The sequence below is a fragment of the Phaeobacter sp. 11ANDIMAR09 genome (genome assembly GCF_001294455.1).
GTDB lineage: Bacteria > Pseudomonadota > Alphaproteobacteria > Rhodobacterales > Rhodobacteraceae > Pseudophaeobacter.
In genome coordinates this window covers 55216-69301 of record NZ_LIKT01000011.1, presented here as the reverse complement: position 1 = coordinate 69301, position 14086 = coordinate 55216, and the positions used below count along the sequence as shown (strand labels likewise).

At 59.2% G+C, this 14086-nt stretch carries 18 protein-coding genes and 1 other RNA gene; 14 read left to right on the top strand and 5 right to left on the bottom strand.

Annotation, left to right across the window (positions count from 1 at the left end; translation table 11 throughout):
- Positions 1–17: 17 nt before the first annotated feature.
- The 3 genes from AN476_RS11395 to AN476_RS11385 all read left to right on the top strand — a co-directional run bounded on the left by AN476_RS11395 (position 18) and on the right by AN476_RS11385 (position 1986).
- The gene (locus AN476_RS11395; protein ID WP_054461708.1) at positions 18–464 is read left to right on the top strand and encodes a nucleoside deaminase; all 447 of its coding nucleotides are present in this window, start codon (positions 18–20) and stop codon (positions 462–464) included.
- 23 nt (positions 465–487) lie between these two features.
- Complete coding sequence (locus tag AN476_RS11390; protein ID WP_256363946.1) at positions 488–1258, top strand: aminoglycoside phosphotransferase family protein; 771 nt, start codon at positions 488–490, stop codon at positions 1256–1258.
- A gap of 113 nt (positions 1259–1371) precedes the next feature.
- Positions 1372–1986: a DNA-3-methyladenine glycosylase I gene (locus tag AN476_RS11385; protein WP_054461706.1), complete on the top strand. Its 615-nt coding sequence runs from the start codon at positions 1372–1374 to the stop codon at positions 1984–1986.
- A 182-nt stretch (positions 1987–2168) separates the two neighbouring features.
- Here AN476_RS11385 and AN476_RS11380 read toward each other — a convergent pair whose 3' ends face one another.
- On the bottom strand, positions 2169–2861 hold the full coding sequence (locus tag AN476_RS11380; protein WP_054461705.1) for a metal-dependent hydrolase: 693 nt from the start codon (positions 2859–2861) through the stop codon (positions 2169–2171).
- Between the two features lie 236 nt (positions 2862–3097).
- Between AN476_RS11380 and gatC the strand changes: the two genes are divergently transcribed.
- From gatC to AN476_RS11350, 8 genes are all read left to right on the top strand, one after another.
- On the top strand, positions 3098–3385 hold the full coding sequence (gatC, locus tag AN476_RS11375) for an Asp-tRNA(Asn)/Glu-tRNA(Gln) amidotransferase subunit GatC (RefSeq protein WP_054461704.1): 288 nt from the start codon (positions 3098–3100) through the stop codon (positions 3383–3385).
- Positions 3386–3388: 3 nt separating this feature from the next.
- Positions 3389–4876: an Asp-tRNA(Asn)/Glu-tRNA(Gln) amidotransferase subunit GatA gene (gatA, locus tag AN476_RS11370; RefSeq protein WP_054461703.1), complete on the top strand. Its 1488-nt coding sequence runs from the start codon at positions 3389–3391 to the stop codon at positions 4874–4876.
- A 39-nt stretch (positions 4877–4915) separates the two neighbouring features.
- A complete protein-coding gene (locus AN476_RS11365) occupies positions 4916–5701 on the top strand; it encodes a hypothetical protein (RefSeq protein WP_054461702.1) in 786 nt (261 codons plus the stop codon).
- A complete protein-coding gene (locus tag AN476_RS11360; protein WP_054461701.1) occupies positions 5701–6420 on the top strand; it encodes an N-acetylmuramoyl-L-alanine amidase in 720 nt (239 codons plus the stop codon). The genes AN476_RS11365 and AN476_RS11360 overlap by 1 nt, the downstream gene beginning before the upstream one ends.
- A 169-nt stretch (positions 6421–6589) precedes the next feature.
- An RNA gene (gene rnpB, locus AN476_RS11655) (RNase P RNA component class A) lies at positions 6590–7012 on the top strand.
- A gap of 204 nt (positions 7013–7216) precedes the next feature.
- Positions 7217–7384, top strand: a complete 168-nt coding sequence (rpmG, locus tag AN476_RS11355) for a 50S ribosomal protein L33 (RefSeq protein ID WP_008206879.1) — start codon at positions 7217–7219, stop codon at positions 7382–7384.
- Between the two features lie 41 nt (positions 7385–7425).
- Positions 7426–7563 carry a hypothetical protein gene (locus AN476_RS22870; protein ID WP_157063741.1) on the top strand — a complete coding sequence of 46 codons (138 nt, stop codon included), beginning with the start codon at positions 7426–7428 and terminating at the stop codon, positions 7561–7563.
- A gap of 229 nt (positions 7564–7792) precedes the next feature.
- A complete protein-coding gene (locus tag AN476_RS11350) occupies positions 7793–8113 on the top strand; it encodes a hypothetical protein (RefSeq protein ID WP_157063740.1) in 321 nt (106 codons plus the stop codon).
- A gap of 61 nt (positions 8114–8174) precedes the next feature.
- On the opposite strand, the gene AN476_RS11345 is transcribed toward AN476_RS11350, so the two are convergent.
- The 3 genes from AN476_RS11345 to AN476_RS11335 all read right to left on the bottom strand — a co-directional run bounded on the left by AN476_RS11345 (position 8175) and on the right by AN476_RS11335 (position 10049).
- On the bottom strand, positions 8175–8657 hold the full coding sequence (locus tag AN476_RS11345; RefSeq protein WP_054461699.1) for a GNAT family N-acetyltransferase: 483 nt from the start codon (positions 8655–8657) through the stop codon (positions 8175–8177).
- A gap of 107 nt (positions 8658–8764) precedes the next feature.
- On the bottom strand, positions 8765–9538 hold the full coding sequence (locus tag AN476_RS11340) for a Bax inhibitor-1/YccA family protein (protein ID WP_054461698.1): 774 nt from the start codon (positions 9536–9538) through the stop codon (positions 8765–8767).
- A gap of 277 nt (positions 9539–9815) precedes the next feature.
- The gene (locus AN476_RS11335) at positions 9816–10049 is read right to left on the bottom strand and encodes a DUF1127 domain-containing protein (RefSeq protein WP_083464322.1); all 234 of its coding nucleotides are present in this window, start codon (positions 10047–10049) and stop codon (positions 9816–9818) included.
- 123 nt (positions 10050–10172) lie between these two features.
- Here AN476_RS11335 and AN476_RS11330 point away from each other — a divergent pair, with 123 nt between their 5' ends.
- Entirely contained in the window at positions 10173–11054 is an 882-nt protein-coding gene (locus AN476_RS11330; protein ID WP_054461697.1) for a LysR family transcriptional regulator, read from the top strand.
- Between the two features lie 153 nt (positions 11055–11207).
- On the opposite strand, the gene AN476_RS11325 is transcribed toward AN476_RS11330, so the two are convergent.
- Positions 11208–12164, bottom strand: coding sequence for an NADPH:quinone oxidoreductase family protein (locus AN476_RS11325; RefSeq protein ID WP_054461696.1), 957 nt, complete (start codon positions 12162–12164; stop codon positions 11208–11210).
- A gap of 351 nt (positions 12165–12515) precedes the next feature.
- Here AN476_RS11325 and AN476_RS11320 point away from each other — a divergent pair, with 351 nt between their 5' ends.
- Positions 12516–12884 carry a helix-turn-helix domain-containing protein gene (locus tag AN476_RS11320; RefSeq protein ID WP_054461695.1) on the top strand — a complete coding sequence of 123 codons (369 nt, stop codon included), beginning with the start codon at positions 12516–12518 and terminating at the stop codon, positions 12882–12884.
- A gap of 245 nt (positions 12885–13129) precedes the next feature.
- The gene (hisN, locus tag AN476_RS11315) at positions 13130–13927 is read left to right on the top strand and encodes a histidinol-phosphatase (RefSeq protein WP_054461694.1); all 798 of its coding nucleotides are present in this window, start codon (positions 13130–13132) and stop codon (positions 13925–13927) included.
- The last annotated feature ends 159 nt before the right edge of the window (positions 13928–14086 follow it).

Genomic DNA, 14086 nt, shown 5'->3' with positions numbered 1-14086 from the left:
AGGAGGACAAAGCCGCCATGTTCAAATCGCATATGGATGCCGCTCTGGCGGAGGCGCAAGCCGCGGCGGCGCGGGGCGAGGTGCCAGTGGGGGCGGTATTGGTGGATCCCAAGGGGGGGATCGTTGCCCGCGCGGGCAACCGCACCCGCGAGCTGTCCGATCCCACTGCCCATGCCGAGGTGTTGGTGCTGCGCCAGGCCTGCGCGGCTGGTAAGACAGAGCGATTGCAAGGCTTTGATCTCTATGTGACGCTGGAACCCTGCGCCATGTGTGCCGCTGCGATCGCGGCGGCCCGTATCCGGCGGGTTTATTATGGAGCCTCTGATCCCAAATCCGGCGGGGTGGCCCATGGCGCCTGTGTTTTTTCACACCCCCAGGCCCATCATGCGCCCGAGGTTTATGAGGGCATCAACGAAAGCGCCTGTGCCCAGATCCTGCAGGAGTTCTTTGCATCGCGTCGCTAGATCCTCTCGGGTTACCCCATCGATTGCGCCATCGCTTTGATGTTGTTGAGGGGGGCTGTGTGGCCCAAAGCGTCATCGCCACGGTTTGGCGGGTCAGATTGGGCTCCGGACAGGAGGCCGCCTTAAAGCACTACTCCAGCGGTCATATGGGGAACGAAACCTCAGGAGGCACCTATTTGCAACGTGCCGGTGATCTGGCGGTTCCGATTCTCGACCGCAGCAGGGATGCCATTCTCATGGCCTGGTGCGATGGCAGTTCATTGGGGAATTTTGCGCGCGCAGGGCATCTTTGCTTGGCAGATCAGGCCTTAGCCGATATCGCGCAAAAACTCTTGGCCCGCGAGATGAAATGTGAGGGGCTGGCACCGTTGACTGCGCTGTTCTCCGCACTTGTGCAGCCGAAGTTTGAGGATCCTGATCTCCAAGAGGCGCAGCTTTTGGCTCGGAGCTTGCTTGGGCAGGTCTCGCACCAGGTCGCGCTGCATGGGGACCTGCATTTTGACAATGTGCTGCAGGCAAAGGACGGTTGGCAAGTTATTGATGCAAAGGGGGTATTGGGTCCACCGGGTTTTGAGTTGGCCAATGCGTTTCGCCATCCCCGTGGCTGCAGGGCTGAGATTTTGACAGCGGAGGTGATCAACCGGAGGCTTGAACAATGGTCCGGCGCCTTGGGGTGTTCGCCGATGCAGCTGTGCCAATGGGCGGCGATCAAGACAGCCCTGTCGCGGGTCTGGAAGGATGTGGAACAGGATCAAGAGCTGCTGCACCTATTGCTGCAGTGGCAGAGGGGATGAGGTGAGGAGAATGATGCTCGGTTGCACGATTGCAATTGTTCACTTAATGTTCCGAATTCTGGTCCGGGCTAGCAATAGGCGGATCCGGTTGAATTGTGGTTTTGGAGGGCGCGATGTCTAAGATCTTGGCCGGGGCGGATGGGAAGGCACGCTGTGCCTGGAGTGCTTCGGCGCCGGAGTTTGATGCCTATCATGACGAGGAATGGGGCTATCCCGTTGGCGAGGATATTCGCCTGTTTGAAAAGCTTTGCCTGGAGAGTTTCCAATCGGGGTTGAGCTGGCGCACCATTCTGGCCAAACGCGAGAATTTTCGGGCCGCCTTTTGCGGCTTTGACTGGAATAGGCTGGCGACCTTTGACGAAGGGGACGTGCAGCGATTGTTGCAAGACGCCGGTATCATCCGCCATCGGGGCAAGATCGAAGCCACCATAAACAATGCTCGTCGGGCTCAGGAATTGGTGGTGGAGTTTGGCTCGCTGGCTGCGTTTTTCTGGAGCTTTGAGCCGGACCCCGAGGGGCAGCCTGAACCTCAGACGCAGACCACCAGCGCCGAATCCATTGCGCTGTCTAAGGCCTTGAAGAAACGGGGGTGGAAATTTGTCGGCCCCACCACGGCTTTTGCCTTCATGCAGGCCATGGGGTTGATCAATGATCATGCGGTTGGGTGTTGCTGTCGGGGAAAGGCCGCTGAACGTCGGCGGCATTTTGTGGTGCCAACATCTGCCTAAAGGCATCGCCACTCATTCTCTAGCGAGGGCCCTGGCCAGAGCGGTTTCGCTTCGGGCTTTGCCCGAAGCGACTCGCGCGCTTTGTGCCTTTCAGGCACAAAGCGCGCTGGGCCCAACCGGCGATGGTGCTTTGAAAAAGCAAGCGAGATGGGCGGGAGGATCTGGCTTCAATTCTCCCGGCCTCAAACCTCAATTGCGGTCATGACCTGTGGCTCGATTACTTCGACATCTGGCAGGGCTTGTACCAGATGGGCGGCGCTTTGCTCCAGGATCGGGAAGGTGGCGTAATGGCAGGGGATCAGGGTCTTGAAATTGAAGTAGCGTTTGGCGGCATAGGCGGTCTGCTTCATGTCCATGGTGAAATGGCCGCCAGCGCTCAGGATGCCGATCTCAGGCTGATAATAGTCGCCCATCCACTCCATATCCGCCATCACCCCGGTATCGCCTGAAATATAGAGCGTCTTGCCTTCGCTCATCAGCATATAGCCGACCTCGGATCCGCTGGCGCGCAGCCCCTCTTCGGTGGTGAAGGTTGAGCTATGCGAGGCCGGAACCATGGCCAGTTTTGGCCCGCCCAGATCCACCGTGCCGCCCTTGTTGAACCCGATGGTGGTGATGCCTTCGCTCTCGCCCCAATAGCCCATCAGATCATATTGCCCCACAACGGGCAGCTTGCGCGTTTTGGCCAGGGGCAGGACATCCACCACATGGTCAAAATGGGTATGGGTGAGAATAATATGCGTCGCCCCGGCCAGCGCCGCTTCGTACTGGCTTTCGGCCAGCGCGGGGTTGCCGCTGAGCCAGGGATCGATCAGCAGCACCTGTCCTGCAGTTTCTATACGAAAGCTGCCATGGCCCAGCCAAATGATCTTCATCACATAATCTCCCTGTCGAAATGTCACGGTCCTGAACGCAGACTATCAGCGTCTGTTCATTTTGCCAGTGTTCAGCGCGGTGGCAGGCAGGGAAACGATGACGCCGAGGAAACCGCCCAAAATCCAGCAGAAATTGCCGACTGAACCAGAGAAACCTGCCGCAGTCCGCCAGCACAGGCTTGCAGCTGAGCCGCCACCCCGGTAAATGCCAGATTGAACACGAGATGAGGGTTTCCATGTCGATTGACCAAAACACCGCCGCCAAAGTGGCCAAACTGGCCCGGATCAAGGTTGAAGACGATGCGCTGCCAGCCCTGGCCGCCGAATTCAACACGATCCTGGACTTCATCGAGCAGCTGAATGAAGTGGATGTCGAAGGGGTTGAGCCAATGACTTCCGTGACACCGCAGCGGCTCAAGCGCCGGGTCGATGAGGTCAATGATGGCGGCCAGCAGGACAAGGTCCTGGCCAATGCACCGGACGCCCGCGAGGGCTTCTTTGCTGTCCCCAAAGTGGTGGAATAAGACATGAGCGATCTGAACAAACTTGGCCTGTCTGAGGCCCGCGACGCGCTGCGCAAAGGCGAAACCACCTCGGTGGAACTGACCCAGGCCTGCCTGACAGCCATCGACAAGGCCGATGCCCTGAACGCCTTTGTCCACAAGACACCCGAAATTGCGCTGGAGCGCGCCGCAGCTGCGGATGCGCGCCTGAAGCATGGGGAGGCGCCCGCGATGTGCGGTCTTCCCGTGGGGATCAAGGATCTTTTCTGTACCAAAGGCGTGGCCAGCCAGGCCGCCTCCAAGATCCTGGACGGTTTTGTGCCGGAGTATGAATCCACCGTTTCACAGCAGCTGGCCGACAATGGCGCGGTGATGCTGGGCAAGCTGAACATGGATGAATTTGCCATGGGCTCCTCGAACGAGACCTCGACCTATGGCAATGCCGTCAGCCCCTGGCGGCGCAGCACCGAAGCCACCCCGCTGACCCCGGGCGGCTCCTCCGGTGGTTCGGCTGCGGCTGTGGCGGCAGATCTCTGTCTGGCGGCCACCGGCACCGATACTGGTGGCTCGATCCGCCAGCCTGCCGCCTTTACCGGCACGGTTGGCATCAAGCCCACCTATGGGCGCTGCTCGCGCTGGGGCGTTGTTGCCTTTGCCTCCTCGCTGGATCAGGCCGGTCCGATGACCAAATCGGTGCGCGATGCCGCCATCATGCTGGAGGCCATGTCGGGCCATGATCCCAAGGACAGCACCAGCGCCGATCTGGCGGTGCCAAATTTTGAGGCCATGCTGACGGGCGATATTCGCGGCAAGAAGATCGGTATCCCCAAGGAATACCACATGGAGGGCATGCCCGCCGAGATCGAAAAGCTCTGGGCCGAAGGGACCGCGATGCTGAAAGCTGCGGGTGCCGAGATCGTCGATATCTCGCTGCCCCATACAAAATATGCTTTGCCGGCCTACTACGTGATTGCTCCGGCTGAGGCCTCGTCGAACCTGGCGCGCTATGACGGTGTGCGCTACGGCAACCGCGCCACGCTGGAAGCGGGCGATGGCATCACCGAAATGTATGAAAAAACCCGGGCCCAGGGCTTTGGTGACGAGGTCAAGCGTCGGGTGATGGTCGGCACCTATGTGCTCTCCGCGGGCTTCTACGACGCCTACTACAACCGTGCCCGCCGGGTGCGCAGCCTGATCAAGAAAGACTTTGAAAACGTCTTTGCCGCAGGCGTTGATGCCATCCTGACACCGGCAACGCCTTCGGCAGCCTTTGGCCTGGGCGAGATGTCGGATGCAGATCCTGTTGCAATGTATCTGCTGGATGTCTTTACTGTCACCGTAAACTTGGCTGGACTGCCCGGGATCGCCCTGCCTGCTGGACTTGATAGCCAAGGCCTGCCGCTTGGCTTGCAGCTGATTGGTCGTCCCTGGGAAGAGGGTGATCTGCTGAACACCGCCTATGCCCTGGAGCAATCCACGGGATTTGTGGCAAAGCCAGGGAAATGGTGGTAAGGATCTCCTCAAAGAAGAGCAGATAAACAGGTAGATCTCATGCGTGTCGTTGCTACACTTGCTGCCCTGGGCAGTGTCTTTTCTCTCGCAGCATGCAGCCCTCCGGTGCCGGATAGCGCGGCAGGGGTTGGCCTGGATGGCGACCCCTTTGCCCCGCCACCCGCCGTCGGCACGACGATCAATGGCGATCCTCTGGTGCCGCCGGTACGGATCTCCAGCGAAAGCCTGCCCGTGAGCGATGAGCCCTTGCCGCGGGCTCCGCGCAGCCCGGGCAGCAGCAGTTCAGCCTCAAGCTATGGAACGGGCAGTTCTGCTGCTGATATTGCGGCTGAAACCCAGGCAGCCCTAAGGGCCGCAAGCAGCAATTCCGGACAGGCCCCACTTGAGGCCAGCCCATCAAACCCGGCCCCCAATCTGATTGGCAACCCCGGCATCTCGGATGAAAACAGTTTTGATGCGGTGAGTGCGCGCCAAACCATTGAGAGCGATGCAGAGCGTCTGGCGAGGCAGCGCTCGCAGTATCAGCAGGTTGCTCCCACCGCCTTGCCAAGTCAGACAGGCAGCCGGGATCCCAATATCGTCAAATATGCGCTCAGCACCTCGCATCCGGTGGGCACCAAGCTCTACAGCCGGGCGGGTATCAATCTGCGGTCCCGTTCGGCCCGCAACTGTGCCGGTTTTCACTCCTCGGACCAGGCGCAGATTGCCTTTCTCCAGGCCGGTGGGCCCAAGCGGGACCGGCAGGCGCTTGATCCTGATGGGGATGGCTATGCCTGCGGCTGGGATCCCAGTCCCTATCGATTGGCGCTGCGCGGCAACTCCTAATGACCCAGCGAGGGCCTGCAGCTGAGCCACTGGCGGCTTTCGAGCCTATCTGGCATCCGAGCCCCAATCAGGGCGCGCGGCGCGACGGCCTGCGCCCTAGTCTGGTTGTTCTGCATTATACTGCTATGGCAAACGCTGAAGCGGCACTCACCCGCCTTTGCGACGCCGAGGCGGAGGTCTCCGCGCATTATTTGATTGGCCGCGATGGGCGGCTTTGGCAGATGGTGGCCGAAAGCCAGCGGGCCTGGCACGCGGGGGCCGGAGAATGGGCTGGGTTGGAGGATATCAACTCGCGCTCAATTGGGATCGAGCTGGACAATACCGGGGGGCACCCGTTTTCCGAGGCGCAAATGGCAGTGCTGGAAGTATTGCTGGGCCAGATTTTGAAACGTTGGTCCATTCCACCCGAGGGTGTTATCGCGCATTCAGATATGGCGCCAGGGCGCAAGAGTGATCCTGGCGCCCGTTTTGACTGGGCAAGGCTTGCATGTCTTGGCTTGGCGCGCGCCGGACCGACAGGACCTGCTGCAAACCTTGTTGATCCGGGGAGTGCGCTTGAGGAACTGTTTCGCCGGTATGCGCGCGATCTAGGCTATACTGCTTCTGTAGATGATGCGACGCTCTTGTCAGTTCTGCGTCTCAGGTATCGACCCTGGGCAAAAGGACCTCTGACGGCTGAGGATCTGGCGCCCTTGGCGCAGTCTGATATCTGGCTTTAAGCGAGGCTCTGCCTCGCGCTCCGGGATATTTTTGGCCAAATGAAAGCCGCTCCCTATTTCATTTGGCCCCAAATATCCCAGGGTGAATTGGCCAGGGGCCAAGAGGGGCAGAACCCCTAGGCGGCTAGCGCCTTGACGCGCGTTGCAAGGAGGCATAGTCGGGCAGGGCGCAGAAGGCTGGACGGCCGCGCGGGGGCTCAGGCTCTTTGCGAGGAAAGTCCGGACTCCCTAAAGCAACGGTGCCGGGTAACGCCCGGGCGGGGTGACCCGACGGATAGCGCCACAGAAACAAACCGCCATGTCGCGGGCGCCCCAGGGCACCTAGTGTGACATGGTAAGGGTGAAACGGTGGGGTAAGAGCCCACCGCGCCGCTGGCAACAGGGGTGGCAAGGCAAGCCCCACCGGGAGCAATGCCAAATAGGGTCCCCGCGCAGGCAGGTCGGCGACAGCCGAAACCGCTGCTAGGCTTGCTTTAGCCGAGAGGGACCGGGTTGGCAGCTAGAGGCACATAGCAATATGTGCCGCAGAGGAATGGTCGTCCAAGGAGCGCAAGCTCTGGGACAAAATCCGGCTTACAGGCCTTCTGCGCATTTTCCTGACCGGTTGCTCTTGCAGCCTGTTGGGACCTGAATCATAGGAATCACCCCATGCGGCGAGTGAAAGCCGATTTGGTGGACGAATTCCGGGGTAAAGCGGTGGGAATCCTATTGACTCGGGAGCTGGGCAGGGTACAAGCCACGCTCGTATAGGAATTTACCGAGAGGCCCCTGCCTTTTCGGACGCAGGAGAAGCACCATGGCGAAGCCTACCACAATCAAGATCCGCCTGAACTCGACCGCGGGCACCGGCCACTTCTACGTGACCAAAAAGAACGCACGCACCATGACCGAAAAAATGGTTATCCGTAAGTATGACCCGGTTGTGCGTAAGCACGTCGAGTACAAAGAAGGCAAAATCAAGTAAGCCTTCCTTGTTCTGACAAGGTTTCAAGGGTCACGCATTGCGTGGCCCTTTTGCGTTTCTGCGGCTTGGCTGAGATCTGTCAGCGCGACCCGGCAGCAGGGCCGCCACTGGGCTGTGCCATTCTGGCGCAGCACTCGGTGAGTGCAAACCTCGATTTTGCGATGATCGGAACAATTTGATAGGAATGATCAAAAAAAGCGCAATATTATCAAATTCATAAGACCTCATTCTGCCCCAATCTGCCTTTATCTTTCCAATGTGGATTGGTGAGAAGCAGGTGTTGTGATGGTGAAGAGTTTGATTTTTGGTGCCGCCCTTGTTGTCGCGGCAGGCCCGGGACCGGCGCCGATAGCGGAGCCTATTGTGCAACTGCCCCAACCCGTTCTGGCGTCGGCGCTTGAGGGGGGGATGTCCCAGCCTGGGGTCCTGACGATTGCCGCGCCCGCGCCGCAGGGTTTTGATGTGGTTGCGCCCGGAAGCCAGACACGGGTGGTGCAGGTTCTGGGGCGGTCCTTGTCTCTGTCCCTGATGCGGGCGGATCGCATGGGGTTGGCGGTGCTGAGCGTGCCAAAGCGGAGCGTCGTTGCCAGCCTGCCTGAACTGGAGCCCAATGCCTTTCGCGGCCTGGTCGCCGAGGAGTCAGGCTGTCGGCCTGTTGGACAGGTCCAGGTGGTTGGCAGCAGGAATGGTTCGACCCTGGCGCTGGCGACGGGATTGTCCTGCAACTAGCCAGATGCTGCGGGGCGGAGGTTCGGGCCCAGCAGGTGCTGGGCCAGTGTTTGTTTGTGCTCTATGCCCGCCATTCCGCAAAAATCGTGACTGGTTCCAGCCCGATGCTCTGGAACAGGGCCTTGGAGGCGCTGTTGAAGGGCGCATAGGTGGTGGCAATGACCTTGATGCCGGCTGCCTCGGCGCGCTGCTTGACGGCATGCAGAAGGGCTAGGCCAACGCCCATACGGCGAAAAGCCGAAACGGTGGCAATATGGTGCACCATCACCCGGCTTTCCTCAAAGCGGACTGGGAGCGGTGGCCGGTGTTCGATCTCAAAGATCACATAGCCCAGAAGCGCCCCTTTCGGGCTTTCAGCAACAAGAGCGGTCACAGTCTCCTGTTGAAGCCAGCCCTGCAGCCAGCGCTCCAGTTCAGCCTCTGTGGGGGCAGCAGGGTAGCGGGCGGGCTGGTGTTCCACATGCAGAGCATGCAGATCCTGCAGATCCTGCAGCAGCGGGATAAGGCGGGCGGCCTCGCTTGGCGGAAGGTCCAGAATTTTCATGTGACGTCCTGTGTCTCAATACTGTGAAGAAATGATCGGAACAAACAAAGAGGGGCGGATCTGTGTGATCCGCCCCTCGCTTAATGTCTTGGTTTGTCAGCTGTTGCTTATTCTTGCTGACCCATGAACATAAGGAGGAACTGGAACATATTCAGGAAGCTGATGTAGAGGCTGAGAGCGCCGTCAAAAGCGGCCTTGTCGAGCCATTCCTGATTGCCCTGGGTGGCCATGGCAACATAGGTGGCCTTGATGTCCTGGGTATAGAAGGCTGTGAGGCCGGCAAAGATCAGCACACCAATGGCAGAGATCGCCATCATCATGACGCCGGATTGCAGGAACATGTTGACGACCATGGCAACCAGCAGACCGATCACGCCCATCATCAAGAAGGTGCCCATGCCGCTCAGATCACGCTTGGTGGTGTAGCCCCAGAGCGACAGGCCGGCAAAGGCAATCGCGGTCACCAGGAAGGTCTGGGTGATCGAATAGGGGGTGTAGATCATGAAGACCGTGCCCATGGACACGCCCATCACGGCTGCAAACACCAGGAAGCCCAGCTGGACTGCTGCGGCGCTGCCGCGGCTCATCAAAGCGCCCCAGCCAAAGAAGATAAAGGCCAGAGGTGCGAACATCAGCACATATTTTACCGGCGACACATAGAGCGTATAGCCCAGGTCGGTCAGAAAACGGTCTGTGCCGATCTGATACTCGGTGGGGGAAGAGGTGATCGACAGGTTGGCGATGGCCCAGGCGGCCAGGGCTGTGATTAGCAGGCCGACGGACATGGTGCCGTAGACTTTGTTCATATGGGCGCGCAGCCCTGCGTCGATCTCTGCGGCGCGCGCGCCTGCAGCGGATCTCATTGTATCAAACTGTGCCATATATCATGGTCTCCGTTCCAAAAACTCCCTTGCCACACCGGATCATCATGTCGATCTTGGCGGCATTCTCGCTAAATATCGGTTTTCTTGGCCAGTCGTTCAAGTCTTGATGCGTAGAAAGCCGTTAAAAACGTAAAAAGACCTGCCTCAATTCGGGGCAGGTCTTTCAGGAGGTCTCGCGGGTTGCTCACATTGAAGCCGAGCAAAGCGGTATTTATTGACCTGAGAGCAGGCCAGTCCTTGGGCGCTTTCCGGCGCGGACTTACGCTGCAATCTGTTAGTCTTTCCAGCTCTCGGGGGCATCCCAGATCGAGCGATGTGCCTCGTGCAGGGCATCGCGGCGGCTGATGCCGATGTCTTCCAGCGTGCGGGTATCAAGGGTCTTCAGCTGGCGACGTTGGCGCAGTAGCTCCAGCCGCTGGGTCACAAAAGACAACAGGCTGAAACGAGTGCGAGGCGCGGTGCAGGAGATGGCGCGAGGCGCGTGGCAGGTGTTGGAGGTATAGGACACGGTCTTTTCCTTTCATTAAATTTTGATACTTCTTCGGGTCTTCATCATTTCTGTTGATGTATATGCAGTCTTATGATCTATTTTGAAAACGAATGTTATTGATGAAACACATCAGGAGTCGTGATGGCACGTAATCTGGATATCACCACACTGCGGTCTTTTGTGGCTGTGGCGGACTATGGCGGCGTCACGCGGGCTGCCGGTTTTTTGCATCTGACCCAGTCTGCGGTCTCGATGCAGCTCAAGCGGCTGGAGGAGCTATTAGGGCTGGCTTTGCTGGATCGTTCGGGGCGCACCATCGCACTGACGCCCTCGGGCGAGCAGTTGCTGGGCTATGCTCGGCGTATGGTTGCCCTGAATGACGAGGTGATCGGGCGCCTGACGGATCAGGCCTTTGAAGGCGAGGTGGTTCTGGGGGTGCCCCATGATGTGGTCTACCCGGTCATCCCGCAGGTGTTGCAGCGTTTCAATGCCAGTTTCCCGCGGGTGAATGTCAATCTGGTGACCTCCAATACCCGCGATCTCAAAGCAGGGTTTGCCAAGGGCACCTATGATCTGATCCTCACCACTGAAAGCGGCGCGGGCGAAGGCGGCGAGACCATCCACGAGATGCCTCTGCGTTGGGTCGGCGCGCCCAATGGCTCGGCTTGGCGGCAAAGCCCGCTGCGCCTGGGGTTCTGCCGGGCCTGCATCTTTCGCCCTGTCGCCACCGCCAAGCTGGATCAGGCAGGGCGCGAGTGGGATATGGCAGTGGACAGCGAATCTGATCGCACAGTTGAGGCCACCATCAGCGCCGATCTGGCGGTTGGTGTCCTGCTGGAGGGAACAATTCCCGATCATCAGGAGGCCATCGACCATGGCGGCCTGCTGCCCGATCTGCCGAAACAGCACATCAATCTCTATGGGGCGGACAGCGTGCGGGCCAGTTTTGTCGAAGACCTGGCCCGGATCATTCGACAGGGTTATGCGGCTCTGCGTCCCGCGCCACTGCGCGTCGCCGGCTAATCTGTTCTGACGGCGGCTCTCATTGCTATGGCAGCAGGCGGTGAAGGTTAGTGGTAGAGCGAAATCAAAAGGGGCAGCATGGTGCTGCCCCTTTGACGTTCTGCGCAGGTTTGGTTTGGGTTGGATAAAGGTAACCCGGGGGGGCGAGGGAGATCAGGGCGTGATCACCACCTTGCCTGTTGAGGCCCGACTGCGCAGCAGCTCCATGCCCTCTGCCACCTGCTTTAAGGGTAAGCAATGGCTGATATGGGGCGTGATGCGGCCGCTGCCATGCCACTCCATCAGGGTTTTCAGCGAGCGCTGGATGACCTCGGGATGGGACTTCATATAGCCACCGATATAGAAGCCGATCACTGTCAGGTTCTTGACCAGCAGGTGATTGGCCGGGATCTGAGGCACCTCTCCGCTGGCAAACCCGATGGGCAGCAGGCGCCCTCCGGGGTTGGTGGAGCGAAACGCGGCCGTCCAGACGTCGCCGCCCACAGCATCATAAACCACATCGGCACCGCCCAGGGCTTTCACTTCGCGACGCAGGTCCGCCTCTGCATCAATCAGGTGGTCGGCACCCGCTTCCCGCGCTACCTCCAACTTTCCCGCTCCGCGTGCATGGGCAATCACCCGAGCTCCCATCAGCTTGCCTATTTCCACCGCCGTCAACCCGACGCCCCCCGCCGCGCCGGTGACCAATAGCGTCTCTCCCGGCTGCAGGCGCGCACAGTGATCCAGGGCGACATGGCTGGTGCCATAGGCGATCTGCAAGGCGGCGGCATCTTCAAAACTCATACTGTCGGGTATGGGCACAACACGGCTGGCGTCAAAGACCCCCTCCTCGGCCAAACCACCCTGGCCGCTGAACACCGCAACACGGTCTCCCGGGGCCACCCCTTGGACGGATGATCCACATGCGATCACCTCGCCAGAGACCTCTAGTCCGGGGGTGAAAGGCAGGGTGGGAGTGTCTTGGTATGTCCCTTTCTGCAAAAGCAAATCTGCAAAGTTGAGCCCACAGGCCCGGATCCTGACCTTGACCTCATGGGCTGCCGGGGCGGGACTGTCGATGTTCTCGAGAACAGCGGGGGTGTCAAAACTCTTGATACGATAGGCCAGCATTTTTTGTCCGTCTTTCTTCCGATGTGCAGGTGATTCGCGCCTGAGCGAATGAATAACTGCCAGTTTTTTCACCTCGCTATTTATGGGGAGGCAAAAATAGGTATCCTAAAGCATATATGACACCATCAAAATGATAGGTAAAATCATACATTTGCCTCATTGCGGGCGCCAGAGCGAGGTGTCAGGCTTGAATTCAACTGCGAAGGTCTTACTGTTGGGGACGAGGTTGAGCTCTGATCGTGATGGTTGAGTATCTCATTGGTCGCAGTGGTAACGAACTATAGTGCTGCGCGAACAGAGATGTGAAGCTGTGTCCGGGCAGGGATTTATTGATTAACTAGGAGATAGCGAATGGCTCATCCTGTAGATGTTCATGTCGGCAAGCGTATTCGGCACCGTCGGTGGCTGATTGGAAAGACCCAGCAGCAGCTGGCTGAACAGGTTGGTATCAAATTCCAGCAGATTCAGAAATACGAGACCGGTGCAAACCGGGTCAGCGCCTCACGGCTCTGGGATATTTCCGACGCGATGGACGTGCCGGTCAGCTTTTTCTTTGAAGGTCTGGATGAGGATGCCAAATCTGGCGAAAAATCCGCTGTGCCGGATGATCTGATGGGCGACAAAGAGGCCCTGGATCTGGTGCGCTCCTACTACGCTATTCCGGAAAACCAGCGTCGGCGCCTGTTTGAACTGGCTCGTGTTCTCAGCGACGTCGCCTAAAACCTAAGATCCAGTCTCTGCCTGTCCCCAACCACCTGTTGGGCAGAGGCAGAGGCTGGGGACGCTAAGATATTGGTTTTGAGACATTGCCGCTTTTGAGGCATTGATCTCATCCACCTTACATTTTGCTTGAACCGGCGCCGCGAGAGTGGCACCGGTTTTTCTGTGACCGGCTTTTGTACAGTTGTTTCCTTTTGCTGACAAATGCAGGCGCTGTTGCAGGTGTTTGGACTTTGGATGGACAGATGACACAGAGAGTATTGAGCGACATGCAGGTCGCGCATCAATTGGCAGATGCGGCGGGCAAGGTGATCCTGCCGTATTTTCGCAGTCAAGACCTGGGCGCAGAAAACAAGCTCAGTGAGGGGTTTGACCCGGTCACCGTCGCGGATCGCGCCGCAGAAGACGCGATGCGTGCCCTGTTGGCGGAGCTGCGGCCTGAGGATGCTATCCTGGGGGAAGAATTCCCGCCACAGCCTGGCACCTCGGGGCGCACCTGGGTGCTGGATCCGATTGACGGAACCCGTGGCTTTATCAGTGGCACCCCGACCTGGGGCGTTTTGATCGCTTTGTCAGAAGCTGACGGGCCAATCCTGGGGGTGATCGACCAGCCCTATATTGGCGAACGCTTTTCCGGCGATGCTGAACGGGCAGAAATGACCGGTCCCCTGGGGCCGCAGCAGCTGAAGACGCGCGCTGGGCGGGGGCTGGAGGAGGCCATTTTGTTCACGACCTTCCCTGAAGTCGGGACCCCGGACGAGGGCGCGGCCTTTGGCCGGGTGGCTGAAGAGGTCAAGCTGACCCGCTACGGGATGGACTGCTATGCCTATGCACTCCTGGCCGCTGGACAGATTGATTTGGTGATCGAGGCCGGGCTCAATGCCTATGATATTCAGGCGCCCATTGCAGTGATTGAGGCGGCCGGCGGCCTGGTGACCGATTGGCAGGGGGGCCCTGTCCATGAGGGGGGGCGGGCGCTGGCGGCGGCAACGCCGGAGCTGCACGCTGCAGCCTTGCAACGGCTGAATTGGCAAATGGGATAGGGGGCTGCGAGCCAGACCGGCAAGAGGGAGAGGCAGGACTGGCTGGCGGCGCCAGACGGGGGCTCTGCCCCCGTGCCCCCGGAATATTTATTGAAAAGTGAAAACAGGGCGTTGAATGGCGGGCAGATTCAGGCTTGAGAGAGGTGTTCGCTCTGAGAT